Origin of the sequence: Chitinophaga sp. RCC_12, assembly GCF_041360695.1 — a bacterium.
Classification (GTDB): Bacteria; Bacteroidota; Bacteroidia; order Chitinophagales; family Chitinophagaceae; genus Chitinophaga.
This window is the reverse complement of sequence record NZ_JBFUPS010000006.1, coordinates 1-16725: the sequence shown is the minus strand read 5'-3', so window position 1 is coordinate 16725 and position 16725 is coordinate 1. Positions and strand designations below refer to the sequence as shown.

At 46.4% G+C, this 16725-nt stretch carries 14 protein-coding genes; 9 read left to right on the top strand and 5 right to left on the bottom strand.

Translation table 11 applies throughout. The annotated features are described in order from the left end of the window. Nucleotides 1-90: 90 nt before the first annotated feature. Nucleotides 91-1257, bottom strand: coding sequence for a hypothetical protein (locus AB6805_RS18430; protein WP_370910918.1), 1167 nt, complete (start codon nucleotides 1255-1257; stop codon nucleotides 91-93). A gap of 62 nt (nucleotides 1258-1319) precedes the next feature. Between AB6805_RS18430 and AB6805_RS18425 the strand changes: the two genes are divergently transcribed. Both AB6805_RS18425 and AB6805_RS18420 read left to right on the top strand, forming a co-directional pair. Beyond that, entirely contained in the window at nucleotides 1320-1961 is a 642-nt protein-coding gene (locus AB6805_RS18425) for a hypothetical protein (RefSeq protein WP_370910917.1), read from the top strand. 9 nt (nucleotides 1962-1970) lie between these two features. Further along, entirely contained in the window at nucleotides 1971-2483 is a 513-nt protein-coding gene (locus AB6805_RS18420) for a GNAT family N-acetyltransferase (protein ID WP_370910916.1), read from the top strand. 95 nt (nucleotides 2484-2578) lie between these two features. Here the strand turns inward: AB6805_RS18420 and AB6805_RS18415 are convergent, their stop codons facing one another. Continuing rightward, nucleotides 2579-4120 (bottom strand): DUF6600 domain-containing protein, encoded by a 1542-nt coding sequence (locus AB6805_RS18415; protein WP_370910915.1) that lies wholly within the window; start codon nucleotides 4118-4120, stop codon nucleotides 2579-2581. 327 nt (nucleotides 4121-4447) lie between these two features. Here AB6805_RS18415 and pnuC point away from each other — a divergent pair, with 327 nt between their 5' ends. Next, on the top strand, nucleotides 4448-5095 hold the full coding sequence (pnuC, locus tag AB6805_RS18410; protein WP_370910914.1) for a nicotinamide riboside transporter PnuC: 648 nt from the start codon (nucleotides 4448-4450) through the stop codon (nucleotides 5093-5095). A gap of 4 nt (nucleotides 5096-5099) precedes the next feature. Next, complete coding sequence (locus AB6805_RS18405; RefSeq protein ID WP_370910913.1) at nucleotides 5100-5975, top strand: DUF4349 domain-containing protein; 876 nt, start codon at nucleotides 5100-5102, stop codon at nucleotides 5973-5975. A 37-nt stretch (nucleotides 5976-6012) separates the two neighbouring features. Here AB6805_RS18405 and AB6805_RS18400 read toward each other — a convergent pair whose 3' ends face one another. After that, a complete protein-coding gene (locus tag AB6805_RS18400) occupies nucleotides 6013-7239 on the bottom strand; it encodes a metallophosphoesterase (RefSeq protein WP_370910912.1) in 1227 nt (408 codons plus the stop codon). A gap of 343 nt (nucleotides 7240-7582) precedes the next feature. Between AB6805_RS18400 and atpD the strand changes: the two genes are divergently transcribed. Next, nucleotides 7583-9085: a F0F1 ATP synthase subunit beta gene (atpD, locus tag AB6805_RS18395; protein ID WP_370910911.1), complete on the top strand. Its 1503-nt coding sequence runs from the start codon at nucleotides 7583-7585 to the stop codon at nucleotides 9083-9085. 59 nt (nucleotides 9086-9144) lie between these two features. Beyond that, entirely contained in the window at nucleotides 9145-9402 is a 258-nt protein-coding gene (atpC, locus tag AB6805_RS18390; RefSeq protein WP_079469459.1) for an ATP synthase F1 subunit epsilon, read from the top strand. A gap of 491 nt (nucleotides 9403-9893) precedes the next feature. Here the strand turns inward: atpC and AB6805_RS18385 are convergent, their stop codons facing one another. Continuing rightward, nucleotides 9894-10445: a YqgE/AlgH family protein gene (locus AB6805_RS18385; RefSeq protein WP_370910910.1), complete on the bottom strand. Its 552-nt coding sequence runs from the start codon at nucleotides 10443-10445 to the stop codon at nucleotides 9894-9896. Between the two features lie 441 nt (nucleotides 10446-10886). On the opposite strand from AB6805_RS18385, the gene AB6805_RS18380 reads away from it, so the two are divergent. Both AB6805_RS18380 and AB6805_RS18375 read left to right on the top strand, forming a co-directional pair. Beyond that, nucleotides 10887-12266: a sensor histidine kinase gene (locus AB6805_RS18380; RefSeq protein WP_370910909.1), complete on the top strand. Its 1380-nt coding sequence runs from the start codon at nucleotides 10887-10889 to the stop codon at nucleotides 12264-12266. Nucleotides 12267-12271: 5 nt separating this feature from the next. Further along, the gene (locus AB6805_RS18375) at nucleotides 12272-13084 is read left to right on the top strand and encodes a ThiF family adenylyltransferase (protein ID WP_370910908.1); all 813 of its coding nucleotides are present in this window, start codon (nucleotides 12272-12274) and stop codon (nucleotides 13082-13084) included. A gap of 244 nt (nucleotides 13085-13328) precedes the next feature. On the opposite strand, the gene AB6805_RS18370 is transcribed toward AB6805_RS18375, so the two are convergent. After that, complete coding sequence (locus AB6805_RS18370) at nucleotides 13329-14213, bottom strand: LD-carboxypeptidase (RefSeq protein ID WP_370910907.1); 885 nt, start codon at nucleotides 14211-14213, stop codon at nucleotides 13329-13331. Nucleotides 14214-14369: 156 nt separating this feature from the next. Here AB6805_RS18370 and metG point away from each other — a divergent pair, with 156 nt between their 5' ends. After that, a complete protein-coding gene (metG, locus tag AB6805_RS18365) occupies nucleotides 14370-16508 on the top strand; it encodes a methionine--tRNA ligase (RefSeq protein ID WP_370910906.1) in 2139 nt (712 codons plus the stop codon). The last annotated feature ends 217 nt before the right edge of the window (nucleotides 16509-16725 follow it).

The window sequence follows — 16725 nt, the reverse complement described above, 5'->3', positions numbered from 1 at the left end:
TTACATAATATTCATAAACTTATATACTCCCCCAATGCTCCCATATATTCATATGGGAGATGTATATACCCCGCTGCGGCGGATTATTTTTTATGACAGGATCGGATGCCTCTTATAAGGAGCCGAGCGGTCAAATAAATAGCGATAGGTGGCTAGCTTGCGGGTTGGCGTAGCGCCAAGCCCCTCGGCCACATTCTGCATTCTCGGATTAAAATCACCAATCCACTGCATTTCATAATCTTCATAATGAGACATGCCGCTCTGAATTAATTTCGCCCCCTCTACAATCATATAAGCATCCACGCCCTTCCCCTGGAATTCAGGAACTATACCAAATATAATTCCCACCATCTTTTTGCAGTAACCGGTTTGCTTTAACCACAGGAACTTCAGCTTTTGTAACAAGCCAAATTTCCCGTTCATATGTTTTATATACTGGTTCAGATCCGGTAAATTCAGCCAGATGGCAATAGGATCGTCGTTGTGATAAACGAACCACGCTATCTTTTCGTCCATCAACGGCTTCATCTGCTTAAACAGCGCCAGCACCTGCGCTTTCCCCATTTCCTTTCCACCCATGTGCTGCGCCCATGCCTTGTTGTACACAATGCTGAATGCCTCGGCAAACCGCGGCAGATCATTCTTCCGGATATGCACTGCCCTGAAAGCCGGATCAGCTTCAATAGCTGCATGCCGGATAAAGAATTTCGGCAGCAGCTGGTCACTAACCCTCATTCCATAACAAAGTTGGTGGAAGAAAAGTTGAAAACCATACTGCTCAAATAAACGAATGTAGTAGGGAGGGTTGAAGTTCATGCAATATAATGGCTCATGAAACCCTTCTGTAAGCAACCCCCACCAGTTATTGCGCTCCCCGAAATTGATAGGACCATCCATCGCTCCCATACCTTTTTCCTGCAGCCATTGTTTGGCCGTATCAAAAAGCAGGTTGGCAGCTTCCTGCTGATCTATACAATCAAAGAAACCCACACCGCCTACCAGGCACTCATCTCCTTTTGTCTTATATTTCTTGTTAGTAAAAGCCGCAATCCTGCCGGCTAACCGGCCTTGGTCATCTTTTAAAATCCATCTGATACACTCCCCATGACGGAATGCCTTGTTCTTTTCAGGATCGAAAACAGTATTAATATCTTTATCCAGCGGCCTTATCCAACCAGGTACATTTTTATTTAAATTCACATGCACGTCGATAAATTGCCGGACGGTTTGTTCATTATTTACAATAATCAGCTGCATTGAAACCATTTGTACAAATGTAATAAAAATGCATTGGCATTATTTTTTCTCTTTCCTCTGATATGAAAAGAACTTATGTTTATCCCGCCATACTCCTGTTGCTCATCGTGGTATTTACCCTGGGCTATTGTCAGCAACAACGGCAAGTGCGCAAAGTGCTGTCCGAAAATCAACGCCTGTGGAACGAAAACCGTGATCTGCGTAAAAGTCTGGATCAATCCGGGGCCGTTTCCCGCCAAATCACCGACCACCAGGAACTCCGCCAAAGGGTAGCCGGCCAGTTTATTGAACGCAGGGCCTATTACCGGCGAAACTGGCAACAGTTCATTGCCGTTACCGCCGGCGATTACCGCACCGGGCTGCTGGGAGGAATCAAAGACCTGGATATTATTGTAAGAAATCAAACAGAATACCCGCTGGACAATGTAGTGGTCAGCGTTTCCTACATGCGCAACAATAACGAAGTTTTTAAAACAGAACGGTATACCATCAGTAATATTCCGGAGAAAGGTACCCGCAGCATTGCAGCCTCCAACAGCCGCAAAGGCAGCAAAGTAGCCGTAAAACTGATCAGCATTACCAGCCAGCCAATGAACTTCTGCTGGGCTGCCGATAAACCTGCCCCCGCCGGCAATCCCGATCCGTTCGAATGCGTACCATCCGTTAAAAATACACCGGCGCCACCGGCACAGGATAATCAGTAACTTCGTCGCATGATCCGGCTAATACCCACCACCATCGCCAATGAAGCGACCAGGGATTTATATGAAGAAGCATTTCCCGAAGAGGAAAGAAGACCCTGGAACCAGCAGGTGCAGCTGGTCGCATCCCGGAAACTGCAGCTATTGCATATTCACCGCGAAGACGCCTTTGCCGGATTTATTTTCTACTGGAACCTTCCTGAATTTAGCTTTATAGAACATTTTGCTATTCATCCCCGCACAAGGGGAGGAGGCGCCGGTACGCAGGTAATGCAGCTGATGGAAGCGCAACTGAACAGAATTGTACTGGAAGTGGAACCGCCTGTAACGGAACAGGCTATACGTAGAATTAAATTTTATGGGCGACTGGGCTACCAGGCGTTTGCTGAATCCTATCACCAGCCTCCGTATCATCCGCACTATCCGCCGCTGGAACTGCGCCTGATGCAGAAAGGACTAGCGCCCGCTGCTGCCATGTTTCCAAATATAAAGGAACAGTTGTATAAATACGTTTATAACAAATAAAAAAAGTACGAATGATATACAAGGCATTAATGATGTAATCTCACAAACATCTTTGCCGCTGTTATCATTCGTACTTTCGTTATGTCAAAAGAGGTTTATCCTACACGTGAAGGACGTTCCCCCTGTTGTCTGGGTTGCTCCTGTTGCCGTTGCTGTTGTTGTTGCTGCTGTTGCTGTTCCCTTTGTATCCTTTGCTGTTGTTGCTGCTGCTGTTGTTGCTGTTGTCTCTGTTGCTGTTGTTGTTGTTGCTGTGCCCTCTGCTGTTGTTGCTGTTGCTCCCTTTGAACCCTTTGTTGCTGTTGCTGCTGTTGCTGTTGTTGTTGCTGCTGAGCCCTCTGCTGTTGTTGCTGTTGCTCCCTTTGTACCCTTTGCTGTTGTTGCTGTTGCTGCTGTTGTTGTTGTTGCTGAATCCTCTGTTGTTGTTGCTGTTGGTCCCGCTGTACTCTCTGTTGCTGTTGTTGTTGTTGCTGCTGTTGAACTCTCTGCTGTTGCTGTAACTGCTGTTGCTGTTGTTGTTGCTGGATCCTTTGCTGTTGCTGTTGTTCAGCAGTTCTGTCTGGTGTTACTCTCGATGGCCTGTTAAAGTTACCCGGGGTATTGTTATTACCCGGATTCGCATTATTAGCCGGATTTGCCGGCTGGGTAGTAGTTCCCTGCCTTACTCTTCCTCCGTTGTTATATGGAGGTATATTTCCGGTATTGTTATTTCCAGGCTGATTCGCTTCTCCGGGACGTACCCGGTTACCACCATTGTTATTATTATTACCCGGTTGAGTAGTATTGCCCGGTGTAACACGTCCCGGACGATTGTTGTTGTTATTATTATCTACTGCCTGCACCGGTCTTGTACGGTCTACTTCACGTCCTCTCTGGATGGCTGCGGCATCCGGGCGGTATATACGCAACTGGTTATTCTCTAGTCTTCCCCCGGTTCCCGGTCTGTTGGTATTTTCCACTCTCACTGGTCGTACTGCCTGGCCGGAATAACGTTGTACTTCGTTGGCACTAGGACCGGTATATACTCTTCTTCCTCCGTAATTATTAGTGTTGTTGATAACAGTAGTATTGTTAATGATAGTAACGTTCCTGCTGTTATTAACGTAGTAGTTGTTGATCCGCGGACTGTTAATGTACTGTCTTGGTACAAATGCCCAGTAATCAGCCGGTGCATTATAAGAATACTGCGGACTCATTGGCGCCCATCCATAATAGTCGCCACCGGTTCTCCAGCTAACCCACGCCGGACCCCAATCGTAACCCGGTACCCACATCCAGCCCTGGAAATCGTCGTATAACCAGCGACCATAGTGGAAGGCTGCCCAACCCCACGCGTAATCAGATACCCAGGTCCAGCCGTAGTCGGTGTATACCCAGTGCCCGTTTGTATAGTAAGGTCTGAAATCACGGCCCGCATTAGGGATCCACACCCTGTCGTATCCGGGGTAACTTACCCAGCGGCCGTAAGGGCTCAATTCATCATAAAAAGAAATCGATCCGCTCACCTGCACCTGCGGTCCGCCGGAGTAGGATGAGCCATATTGATCATCATATCGGGGTGCATACGTTGATGCACAACTGCTGATGAATGAACCTATAAATAAAAGTAATATTCCTGTGTGTTTTAATAAACTGTTCATAACTCCTGTTTTTTAGTCCTGATAGGTATTGTTGTTTGTAAGACTCTGGAGATGTAATGAATGCTGCGTAAAATTGTGTTTATATCGACAAGCATTTTTTAATGGTCTGTGAATAAAGTATAGAAGGCGGAATCATTTTAAATTGTTAAAGGATTATGTTAAAATTTTTATAACGCTTTGCTGCAGTTACAGCGTCATATATATCATTAGACAAAAATGGTTCCAATTTCGCAACCGCTGTAAGAGCTTGCATTACAGCCGGTAACAGAAGCATATGCGGAATAATAAAACATTCCTGTAATATTGCAACAGCTCACTTAATCAAAGATGGCTTCCTTTTTCAGTATTCATCATATTTTCTTTACCACACTGGGATATCCGGTCAGTTATGTGGAGTTTATAGGCACGGTCACCGGCTTGTTATGCGTATGGCTGGCCGCAAGGGATCATATCCTTACCTGGCCGGTGGGGTTGGTCAACGTGAGTTGCTTCTTTGTATTGTTCTGGCAATTGCAATTGTATGCAGATATGTTCCTGCAGGTATACTTCTTTGCCACCGGGGTTTATGGATGGCTCTTCTGGTACAGGAAGCAACCGGAAAATGAACCCGTGTATGCATTGCAGCCCCGTCATCGCTGGTGGCTGGGAATCGCCGCCTTGCTGTTGTCGGCAGCTACCGGCTATGTTATCAGCCAGCTGCACCTGTGGTGGCCGCGCGTATTTGAACACCCTGCAGCATGGCCTTACACCGACTCACTGGTGGCGGTTTTAAGTGTGATCGCCAATATCCTGCTGGCTAAAAGGATCTGGGAAAACTGGCTGCTATGGGTAACCGTAGATGCAATAGCGACCTATATTTATTTTCAGAAAGATGTAAAGTTTCTTGGAATAGAATACTTTATTTTGCTCATCATTGCCGCCATGGGACTGGCAAAATGGTTGAAAACATATAAACAACAACTTACCAATAAATAACCCTATGCTTACTTTTAAACAGAAATTCCGTCGTATAGCCCTTACATTTATAGCCATTTTTGTATTGATGTTCCTCTGCAGGATCGGGTATGGTTACCTCTATAAAGGCCGCCAGCAGGAAGCATCCGGTGAAAATGATTTTTTATCCGGCGTAATGAGGCAACAGAAAAATTATGCGTCTGAAAAAATAAAAGCCTTTAACCCGCAGAACAATGCACCGGATATGGTGTCCGGCAATCAGAAGTATGAAAAAGTAGCCAATGTACGGGCGAAATCATCACAGTTTTCGGAAGATGAAAAACTGCTGCATGGCACCATTAAAAAATTTGATGCCATTGTACAGTACGAGCAGCAATCCGGCAACAGCGGGAACCGCCAGATACAGCTACTGATAGGCGTTTCGCCTCAAAAGTTCGATTCATTTTACCAGGCAACACAAGGGATCGGAGAAATAAAATCTACCGAAATAACCAAAACAGATAAAACAAGCGAATACCGTAAACTCAATGCCCAAAAGGCTTCCCTGGAAAATTCACTGGCTTATTTTAATGAACTGAAAAAGAAAGACGGCAAAATAGAAGACTTTATCCAGCTGCATAACCAGATCTATGAAGTAGAAAAGGAACTGCAGGGCCTGGGCGTGGAACTCGGCAACTTCGCAGAAGAAAATGAATTTTGTACCGTGCAGTTTTCCATGTATGAAGGCGCCGCGGTTAAAGGCATTGCTTTTATTACCCGTGTGAAAGTGGCGCTGGAATGGACTATCAAGTACTATGCAGTGCTGGTAGTGGCCATTTTCTTTGCCGCAGGAAGCGCCTGGTTTTTATTGAAGCTGTGGGAGCTGGTGAATGGCTGGATCCTGTCTGCTAAAAAGAATTAAAATAAAATGGCGGAGTCCCCACTCCGCCATTTTGTACTTACACGGTGTACTCACCCACTTTGGTGCCGTCGTCTCTCAGCATGGTTAATACCAGTTGCTGCTGATCGGCTTTTATCTTTATCAGGGTACGATTACCTTCTTTTGGCCCGCCGCCAATGATAAGCGGGTATTCATGCTCTCCTTTTGCCGGGGCATACACGCCGTATTTGTGGGTATGGCCGCAAATGAGGATATCAATTTTGTGTTTGTTAAAGAGGCCGCCAAACATTTCGCGGCAATGTTTTACGCCATGCCACTCGCCGGAATGGTAGTGCGGAATGTGCATCATCACTACTTTATGTTTCGCTTTCCGGAAGGCGGGGCTTTGCAGTTGCTGCTCCAGCCAGCGGGCCTGCTGTTCCCGGTAGGCGTCGAAGTCAACGATGCCTGCGTATACCGGATGCTCATCTTCTTTATCTTCTCCCGTATCCAGCACAATAGCTGACACCGGCCCTATATTAAAGGTGAAATAGTTGTTGTGGCCCGGGTTGTCAAAATACTGGTGCCATTCCCGGGCATATTTGCCACGGGTTTCGTGGTTTCCCCTTACATACATAAACGGGGTTTGTGTGGAAAAGGTATCACCGCAGGGAGTGAGCATATGATCAATGATCTGTTGCTCATCGGCCTGGTAGTCAAATACATCCCCGTTAAAAAACACGAAATCATAAGGATCATCGCCGTTCAGTTTCATCAGGTGTGGGATGGAAGCCGGCCGGTCGTGGATATCGTTAATGATCACCCAGGACACTTCTTTCGCCTTCGGATCAGGAGCGGTGAAGGTGTAGGTGGCGCTTTCTATGGTTTCGCCATAGGTCAGCTTATACGGTTCAAAGGAAACAATGTCTTTTGAGCATACCTTATAGCTATACTTTTTTCCCGGCTCCAGTTGGTCCAGTTCTATGCGGTGGAGGCGGTTGTTGGCGTCTACCAGTCCGTTTGTAACGCGGTGGGCTTTTTTATCCAGCTGCCCGTCTGTTCCGTATTCCACCCAGCTGTAGCAGGGGCGGCTGGTGAGCCACATCACTGAAATGGTATGCGGACCGGGATACTGGAGGTACGGTTTGCAGAGAAAAGCGTGTTCAGCGTTTGTGGTGGTGGATGTTGCTGACAGGATGCCAGCTTTGGCGGCGGCCGGTACGATGCCGGTGATGCCCAGTAATCCTGCTTTGGAAAGGTTGCCGAGGAATGACCTGCGGGATTGTTCACTGTTTGACTTTATCATATTTATATATTGTATATATCAGGATAGCGATTTAAAAATAGTAAAGGAATTAAGAAAAGGAAGCTATTTTTATATGAATGGCGCCTGTAGCTTCACGTTATTTATGAATAATGAAAATATATAATTTGATAGGCTCCGCTTTGCATTGCCGGGGTATAAAACTTTATTAATGATAAAATCGGCGAAAAATGCGGTGGGAAAAGGTTTTTTTTCATCGTTAGCGTTTTGATTTTCACCCATTAACTCTTACCTTTGCGGCAAATTTTGGAAACTGTATGCATGCAATTGTGTGCGGTTTTTGGAACAGTAACATTTTAGTATTTTTATAAACCTCTTTAAAAATATGCCTAACACAGGTAAGATCAAACAAATTATCGGTCCCGTGGTGGACGTGCACTTTGATGACAAATTGCCCGAAATCTACAGCGCATTGGAAATTACCCGCGAAAATGGTCAGAAGGTAGTATTGGAAGTACAGCAGCACCTGGGTGAAGACAGTGTTCGTACAGTGGCAATGGACTCCACCGACGGTATGGTTCGTGGCATGGCTGTAGTTGATAAAGGCGCGCCTATTAAAATGCCGGTTGGCGACCAGGTGAAAGGACGTTTGTTCAATGTGGTAGGTGAGGCGATTGACGGTTTAGGTGATATCGATGCTTCAAACGGTTATCCTATTCACCGTGAGCCGCCTAAATTTGAAGATCTGGCTACCGAAACAGAAGTACTGTTCACTGGTATTAAAGTAATTGACCTGATCGAACCCTATGCAAAAGGTGGTAAAATCGGTTTGTTCGGTGGTGCCGGTGTGGGTAAAACTGTATTGATCCAGGAACTGATCAATAACATCGCAAAAGGTTACGAAGGTTTATCCGTATTCGCCGGTGTTGGTGAACGTACCCGTGAAGGGAACGATCTGATGCGTGAAATGATCGAAGCAAACATCGTTAAATACGGTGACAAGTTTAAAGAATCAATGGAACACGGTGACTGGGATGTTACCGCTGTAGATAAAGAATTACTGAAACAATCACAGGCTACGTTTGTGTTTGGTCAGATGAACGAACCTCCCGGAGCACGTGCGCGTGTAGCCTTGTCCGGTTTAACACTGGCAGAATATTTCCGTGATGGAGATGGCACTGCAGGTGGTGGTAAAGACATCCTGTTCTTCGTAGATAACATCTTCCGTTTCACCCAGGCAGGTTCTGAAGTATCCGCGCTGTTGGGCCGTATGCCTTCCGCGGTGGGTTACCAGCCAACACTGGCTACTGAAATGGGTCTGATGCAGGAACGTATCACCTCCACTAAAAATGGTTCCATCACTTCCGTACAGGCCGTTTACGTACCTGCGGATGACTTAACGGATCCGGCTCCGGCAACAACCTTCTCCCACCTGGATGCTACCACCGTATTGGATCGTAAGATCTCCGATCTCGGTATCTACCCGGCTGTGAGCCCGCTGGACTCTACTTCCCGTATCCTGTCTCCGTCTATCGTGGGTGAAGCTCACTATAACTGTGCACAGCGCGTGAAAATGATCCTGCAACGCTATAAAGAACTCCAGGATATCATCGCCATCCTCGGTCTGGATGAATTGAGCGACGAAGATAAGCTGACAGTATCCCGTGCACGCCGTGTACAACGTTTCCTGTCCCAGCCTTTCCACGTAGCAGAACAGTTCACCGGTCTGAAAGGCGTATTGGTACCAATCGAAGAAACTATCCGTGGTTTTAACATGATCATGGACGGTGAAGTAGATGAGTATCCTGAAGCAGCCTTCAACCTGGTAGGTAACATCGAAGCAGCTATTGAAAAAGGTAAGAAATTACTGGAAGCAGCGAATAACTAATTAAGTCAATGATCCCGGTTTTGCCGGGATCATTACCCTTCACCATTTACGATCATAACATGCTATTAGAAGTATTAACACCTGAAAGAAAAATATATGCCGGAGAAGTGTACGGAGTACAACTGCCGGGCATTGACGGTTCTTTTGAAATACTGGATAAACATGCGCCATTAATTGCAGCCCTCGGAAATGGTAAAATGAAAGTGCTGAAAGATAAAGCTCATGCCGAGTTCTATACCATCAGCGGCGGATTTGTGGAAGTGTTGCGCAATAAGGCTACCGTACTCGTAGAAGGCGCTGTAGCAGTGGAAAAATAAAGCATACCAGCTAAAATATAAATAACCAGGCCGGGTAAGAATACCCGGCCTTCGTTTTGTCCTAACTATTCCAATCTTAGATGACCCGGTTAAGGACAGGACTGTCCACCGGGATTTCCTCCTATTCATTATGTACAATACATTACCTGCACGGCTATACGAGATATCCGCAGTAACTACATGTACATCAATAGACAGCCTCATCAAGGCTGTTTATATTACCTAATGAATGCCTTTGATAATAATCGGTTAGTGATCAGGTAAATGCTGGTATCGGTCTATAGAAGGAGCAAAATGTTCATAGGTTTTGCCTTCATAGGTGTATCTTATCGGTTATTAAATTACCTGAAAACGGGCTATGTAGCTGGTTTGATTCCCCAATTACTTTAGCAAGATATTTAATTTGTTTTAAATAAACAGCATTCATCCTGTTCATTTTTCACTTTAAATACCGGGCACAGCCCATCTCCTTCTGTCTCAGAATATTACCATTAATTTAAGGAAGGATCAATTGGATAATTTGCCATCATGGCAAAGGTGCTGCCAAGATTTTTAAGGGATTGCTGCCATATTTGCTGCTCCCTGCGCTCAAATATCAGTGAAGTGTCGGTGTCAGATAAGATCCAGGATTTCTCCTTTACCTCTTCGTCCAGTTGCCCCTCTGTCCAGCCGGAATAGCCAATAAAGAATTTAACCTTGTCGGGCTCCAGTAAACCCTTATTGATGGCAGCCACTACCTGGTCAAACCTGCCACCCCAGAACACACCAGGCAATATCTCCTGCCCCCCGCTGATCAGCTCCGGATGCCTGTGCACAAAGTGAATGGTATCCATCTGTACAGGACCACCATAGTACACCGGGACATTGCCTATCAATACCTCGGGCACAAGATCACTAAGCGTTTGATCAAACAACTTATTGATTACAAAGCCAAAACTGCCTTTTTCCTGGTATTCACAAAGGAGTACTACCGTGCGCGCAAAATTTGGATCTTTTAAAAATGGATCAGCTATCAGCAAAATGCCGGGCGACAAAGTTACCATAGACAAACAATTTTATAGCCTGTTCAAATTTAACTAAATCATTGAATAGTAAAGTAAAAAGAAAAATGAGAGGAAAGTAGGAAAAATAAAAAAAGGAGGCTAGAAAACCTCCTTACCATTTTATCAACCAAAATCTAAATCGCTTATGGAACGAATCCACATCGATGTATGTAGAAAGTTTAATTACTTTGTTATGATCCTGAACTAATCAAATTTAGTACCAAGATTCTGAAGCAAAGGTAAGGAAAGAAGCATTAATAAAAACAGCAGTACCCAGTTAAAATTACGTTAAAGTGATGTTGTATTGCGGAGAATAAGTACAGAGGCAATATCCCGTCTGGAATTTTGTATCATAGTTGCTATAGCAAACATCTTTTTTAACATATTTTAGTATTTCTTCGCACTTATCTTTGAGATAATTAAAGCCTGACAAAAACTTACATGATACCACTGAAGAAGATTTTCCCCGTCATCGTTATCCTGATCACTTTGTCCCTGCTTGGAATCATTTATATCCAGGTCAGCTGGATCATCAGTGCCGTGCATATCAAACAGGACCAGCTCTTTCAGCGCGCTGTCAGTATGTCCAGGGACGTATATAATGATATGATGTACCGCCGCCAGGCTGCCATTATGTTTAAGCTCGATAATAAAGAAGGAGCCGCTACCAAGGGATTTAATCTCGACATTAACCGGGTACCCCAATACAGCGTTCCCTCCGTGAGCGACTTCTTTACTGTGCAGGAAGTGAAACGTTGCATCCAGAACAATATGAGGAAAAATCACCTCGATAGTTCCAGCTTCGAATTTGCCATCATCGGCACTGTTCCCGGCTCCGAATTCGGTACCATCCGGATGCAATCTGCCGGGTTTGAAAAAATGTTCCAGCAAAATGAAGCCGACAGCATAAAAGAGAAGAAAGACTACCGCGTACAGGTGATCCTCCTGTCGGAATCCAACGATTTTAATCCACGGGCGGAAAAGCTTTATATCATCATGCCCAACGACGATTCGGTGGCCAAACAATTAGGTATCATGATATCAGGAGGTGTCCTGTTTACCATGATCATCATCACCGCATTTGCACTCACCATCCGTACCCTGCTCAATCAGAAAAAACTCTCGGAAATAAAATCGGATTTCATCAATAACATGACCCATGAACTGAAAACACCGCTGGCCACTATTTCGCTGGCGATCGATGCGATCAGGAATGAGAAAGTAATGTCAAAACCGGAAAAAATCCACTATTTCTCCGGCATCATCAAAGAAGAAAATAAACGTATGAACAAACAGGTGGAAAGCATCCTGCAATCCGCCCTCCTCGAGAAAGATGAAATAACGCTGAAACTCCAGCCGACTGATGTGCATAACGTTATTCAAAGTACCGCCGATAACCTCCAGTTGCAGCTGGCCACCAAAAATGGCGTGGTAGATCTTCAGCTGGATGCCATCAACCCCATCATTATGGCAGATGATGTTCACTTCTCCAACCTCATCTTCAACCTGATGGATAATGCCATCAAATATTCCAATGATCAGCTGGAGATAAGGATACAAACTTACAATACCCGCAAAAGCCTGTTCATCGTGATTGCAGACAACGGTATCGGTATGAGCCGCGATACTATTTCACGTATCTTTGAAAAGTTCTACCGCGCACATACCGGCAACGTACATAACGTAAAAGGCTTCGGACTCGGACTCACGTATGTAAAGGCCATTGTAGACGCACATAAAGGAAAAATTAAAGTGGAAAGCGTAGTAGGTAAAGGCAGCAAATTTACCCTCGAATTTCCACAGGAACTGGATAAAGGATAAAGCATATGATACTCAGCGAAAAAGAAATACAACATTTCAAAAATCCTATTGCCGTGCCGGGCATGGGCATCACCATGCAGGAAAAGCTCAAGGAAGCCCGCGTACTGGTAGTAGGCGCCGGCGGCCTCGGAAGCCCGGTGGTACAATACCTCAGCGCCAGCGGAGTAGGCGTAATCGGCATTGCCGACTATGGCGTGATCAATGATGAAGACATGCACCGCCAGCCCATCTACCAGATGCAGGACATCCGCAAACACAAAGCAAAAATGGCTGCCAGCCGCCTTTGGGCAGTCAACCCATATACAAAACATTACCCCATCCTCATGCAGGTAAAACCCGACAGCATCAACCTGATGCTGGTAGGATTCGACCTCGTGATAGATTGTACCCAGCATCTGCCCACCCACCTGGTGATCAACGATGCCTGCCTGGTACACAACAAACCTTATATCACCGGCGAAGTACATAACTGGATGGCCTGGTTCGCCGGGTTTAATATGCCCATGCCGGATGGCACCACTTCAGCATCCTACCGTTGTGCGTTACCGCTCACGGAAGGCTACCGCAACTTCGATGCTGGCGCCCTTGGCGCTACCCACGGCGCCCTCGGCACCCAAATCGTTTGCGAAGTAGTGAAATACCTGATTGGTGTTCCCCTGGGCATCGCCGGCAAATTCTATGGCATCGACTACCTCCACAATCAAACTCAGGTTCACGACCTGCAACCGGATACGGCATTGATAGAAAGCACCCGCGCCGCCGGCGTGCTCTCCGCGGAAGAATACGGCCTGGAGATCGTTCCAGACGTGGAGGACTAGTGCGAAAGCTGCCCCGCCTTCGGCGCGGATTTTGTCTTTCTCAGGATTACGCTGATTATACTGATTAGCTGGATTTTTACTTTTGGATTTTTTTGGATTTTTAGATTAATAATTAAGGGAGATAGAAGCGGATATATTCGCTTTTATCTCCCTTAATCCTTTATAAAATCCAAAAGTAAAAATCCAGCTAATCAGTATAATCAGCGTAATCCTGAGAAAGACAAAATCCGCGCCGATCCATCCGCTACACCTCCGCAAGCACGGTTTTGGCGCCTATCTTCAACTCGTGCTTCACACCCAGTTTGAGCGAGTAGTTGGCTGTCTGGTGTCCGCTCGGGAAACCAAAGCAAACGGGGAAGTCGTAGTCCTTAACCAAATTGCTGATAATTTCATACTCCGACTGGCCGAAAGGCGTATCCGTTTCTTTGCCATCGGTGAAGGCGCCCACTACCAGTCCGGCGAGGTTGTCGAGCCAACCGGCACGTTTAAGGTTATACATCATACGGTCGATGTTATACCGGTATTCACCGATATCTTCCAGCAGCAGGATTTTTCCTTTGGTGTTGATTTGTGACGAAGTGCCGGAAAGGTTGGCCAGGATAGATAAATTGCCGCCTACCAGTATCCCGGTGGTTTTGCCTTCCTTGTTCATTGGATGCGCCGGTGCAGAGTAGCGGTAAGCTTTCCCTCTCAGCGCTGTTGCCAGGCTTTCTGTATATTCATTATCAAACGTATCGGGGGTAATACCGCTGCACATTACGGAATGCAGCGTGGCAATTCCAAAGTGCCGCTGCACATGCGCATGCAGCGTGGTAATATCGCTGTAGCCGCAAAGCCATTTCGGCTGCTTCCGGAAACGGGTGAAATCCAGTTTATCGATGATACACACCATTCCGTAGCCACCACGGCCAAATATAATCGCTTTTATTTCCGGATCGTTCAGCATATCCTGTAACTCTTCCAGCCGCAGTTCATCCGGCGCGGAGAAATTATGGAAGCTGGTTCCTACCGTGATACCGAGATGTACACGGTAACCCCAGGAAATGAGTACGCCACGTGCATACTCCGCTGCCTGCAGATCCATTTTGCTACTGGGGCAGGTAATTCCGATCAGATCACCTTTTTTCAAATATGGCGGAATTTTTACCATTGTTCCTTTTGTTTACCTTTGCAGATTAGTTAGCGTAAATTCATTCTTTATTCGCTGACTAAGGTGATAAATTGTTATGGTGATTCCAAAAACAATCACTGATTTAAAGTTTATTTAAGCATTCTTTAAGAGAATATGGCAAAATTTAATAGATATTTAATAACTGCGGCATTACCGTATGCCAATGGCCCGGTGCACATCGGACACCTCGCCGGTTGCTACCTGCCTGCAGATATTTATGTGCGTTATTTACGTGCAAAAAAGGCAGACGTAAAATTTGTTTGCGGCACAGATGAACACGGTGTTCCCATCACCATCAAAGCAATGAAGGAAGGCGTGAGCCCGCAGGATGTGGTAGATAAATACCATAAAATTATATGCGACAGCTTTGCTGCTATGGGTATCTCTTTCGATATTTTTGCCCGCACCAGCGCTCCCATACATCACCAGACTTCCCAGGACTTTTTCCTGAAGATGTACAACGACGGCTTGTTTGAAGAGAAAGAAAGCGAACAGTTTTTTGATCCGGAGAAAGAAATGTTCCTGGCAGACAGGTACATTATCGGAACCTGTCCTAATTGTGGTAACGATAAAGCCTATGGCGACCAATGCGAGCGCTGTGGCAGAACCCTGAGCCCGGATGAACTGATCAACCCACATTCTGCCCTGAGCAATGCACCACTGGTGAAAAAGAAAACCAAACACTGGTACATGCCGCTACAGAACTACGAACCGTGGCTGAAAGAATATATCATCGATGGTCATAAAGAGTGGAAGAACAACGTATACGGTCAGTGTAAAAGCTGGCTGGATAGTGGCCTGCAAAGCCGCGCCATGACCCGCGACAGCAACTGGGGCATCAAAGTACCCCTGCCGGATGCGGAAGGTAAAGTATTGTACGTATGGTTCGACGCACCCATCGGTTATATCTCCGCTACAAAGGAGCTGACCGAAAACTGGGCGGACTACTGGTGTAAAGACGATACCAAACTGGTGCACTTCATCGGTAAGGATAACATCGTTTTCCACTGTATCATCTTCCCGGCCATGCTGAAGGCACACGGCGGATTTGTACTGCCGGACAATGTACCCGCCAACGAGTTCCTGAATATTGAAGGGGAAAAAGTATCCACCTCCCGTAACTGGGCCGTGTGGGTAAACGACTATATCGAGGACTTCCCCGATCAGCAGGATGTACTCCGTTATGTACTTTGCGCTACCGCGCCGGAAACAAAAGACAACGACTTCACCTGGAAGGATTTCCAGGATCGCAATAACAGCGAACTGGTGGCCGTTTTCGGCAACTTCGTCAACCGCGCAATGGTGCTGATGCACAAGTTGTGCGGTGGAAAAGTACCTTCACTGCATCCTGAGTTCATGAACGACGGAGATACCGAAATGCTGAAAGAGTTCGGCCTGGCAAAAGAGAAGATTGAAACCAGCATCGAAACATACCGCTTCCGGGAAGCACTGTCTGAAGTGATTGAATTTGCCCGGAAAGGCAATCAATACCTCCAGAAAAATGAACCCTGGATACTGGCAAGCGTACTCGAAAAGCTGAAGAGTGGAGAACAACACGCCAAATACCCGCAGTACGAGGAAAAGGACATCGCATTTTTACAGGGTCGCATCGACATTTGCCTGCACATCGCATTGCAGATGACGGCCAACCTGGCGATCTTCTCGCATCCGTTCCTGCCGTTTACCGCCAAAAAGATCTGCCACATGCTGAAAGTGGTAGACCGTATGCTGGAATGGGACAACGCCGGCAGCGACAAACTGCTGAGTGTGGGCTATACCCTGCGTCCGCCGGAACTGTTATTCAAGCAGGTGGAAAACGACCAGGTAACCGCTCAGGTGGAAAAGCTCCATGCAGGTTTAAAACAGGCGATGGATGCCGCCGCAGCAGCTGCCCCCGCCGTGGAAGAAGCGCCTCCCGCCCCGGCAAAGCCCGAAATTCAATACGACGATTTCGCTAAACTGGACTTGCGCGTAGGAACCATCTTGCAGGCGGAAAAAGTAGCCAAAGCCGATAAATTACTGAAATTGCTGGTAGACATAGGTACCGAACAACGTACCGTCGTTTCCGGTATCGCTATGCACTTCAACCCGGAAGACATTGTAGGCAAACAGGTTACCCTGGTAGCCAACCTGGCCCCCCGCAAAATGCGCGGAATTGAAAGCCAGGGCATGATCCTGATGGCGGAAGACAATGGCAAGCTGATTTTCGTAAACCCCGCCGAAGGTGTAAAGCCGGGCAGCGGAGTAAGCTGAAACCCCGCAGGGTAGCTTGTTTCCAGATCAAGTCCACGTCACCTCCACGTCCCCTCCGTGTACACTGCACGGATACGCCGGGTGCAAAGCAGGTGCAAAGCGAATACGAGGTAATGGCGAAGCCTTCATAAAGCCGGTATAATTTGCGGATTGGAGCGTAGTTTGTCTTTCTCAGGATTAAACTTATTACACTGATTACGCTGATTTGATCACTTTT

What these genes read in the sequence shown, in the direction of transcription:
- AB6805_RS18430 (WP_370910918.1), bottom strand. Translation starts at nt 1,257, where the DNA reads ATGCAGCTGATTATTGTAAATAATGAACAAACCGTCCGGCAATTTATC.
- AB6805_RS18425 (WP_370910917.1), top strand. Translation starts at nt 1,320, where the DNA reads ATGAAAAGAACTTATGTTTATCCCGCCATACTCCTGTTGCTCATCGTG.
- AB6805_RS18420 (WP_370910916.1), top strand. Translation starts at nt 1,971, where the DNA reads ATGATCCGGCTAATACCCACCACCATCGCCAATGAAGCGACCAGGGAT.
- AB6805_RS18415 (WP_370910915.1), bottom strand. Translation starts at nt 4,120, where the DNA reads ATGAACAGTTTATTAAAACACACAGGAATATTACTTTTATTTATAGGT.
- pnuC (WP_370910914.1), top strand. Translation starts at nt 4,448, where the DNA reads ATGGCTTCCTTTTTCAGTATTCATCATATTTTCTTTACCACACTGGGA.
- AB6805_RS18405 (WP_370910913.1), top strand. Translation starts at nt 5,100, where the DNA reads ATGCTTACTTTTAAACAGAAATTCCGTCGTATAGCCCTTACATTTATA.
- AB6805_RS18400 (WP_370910912.1), bottom strand. Translation starts at nt 7,239, where the DNA reads ATGATAAAGTCAAACAGTGAACAATCCCGCAGGTCATTCCTCGGCAAC.
- atpD (WP_370910911.1), top strand. Translation starts at nt 7,583, where the DNA reads ATGCCTAACACAGGTAAGATCAAACAAATTATCGGTCCCGTGGTGGAC.
- atpC (WP_079469459.1), top strand. Translation starts at nt 9,145, where the DNA reads ATGCTATTAGAAGTATTAACACCTGAAAGAAAAATATATGCCGGAGAA.
- AB6805_RS18385 (WP_370910910.1), bottom strand. Translation starts at nt 10,445, where the DNA reads ATGGTAACTTTGTCGCCCGGCATTTTGCTGATAGCTGATCCATTTTTA.
- AB6805_RS18380 (WP_370910909.1), top strand. Translation starts at nt 10,887, where the DNA reads ATGATACCACTGAAGAAGATTTTCCCCGTCATCGTTATCCTGATCACT.
- AB6805_RS18375 (WP_370910908.1), top strand. Translation starts at nt 12,272, where the DNA reads ATGATACTCAGCGAAAAAGAAATACAACATTTCAAAAATCCTATTGCC.
- metG (WP_370910906.1), top strand. Translation starts at nt 14,370, where the DNA reads ATGGCAAAATTTAATAGATATTTAATAACTGCGGCATTACCGTATGCC.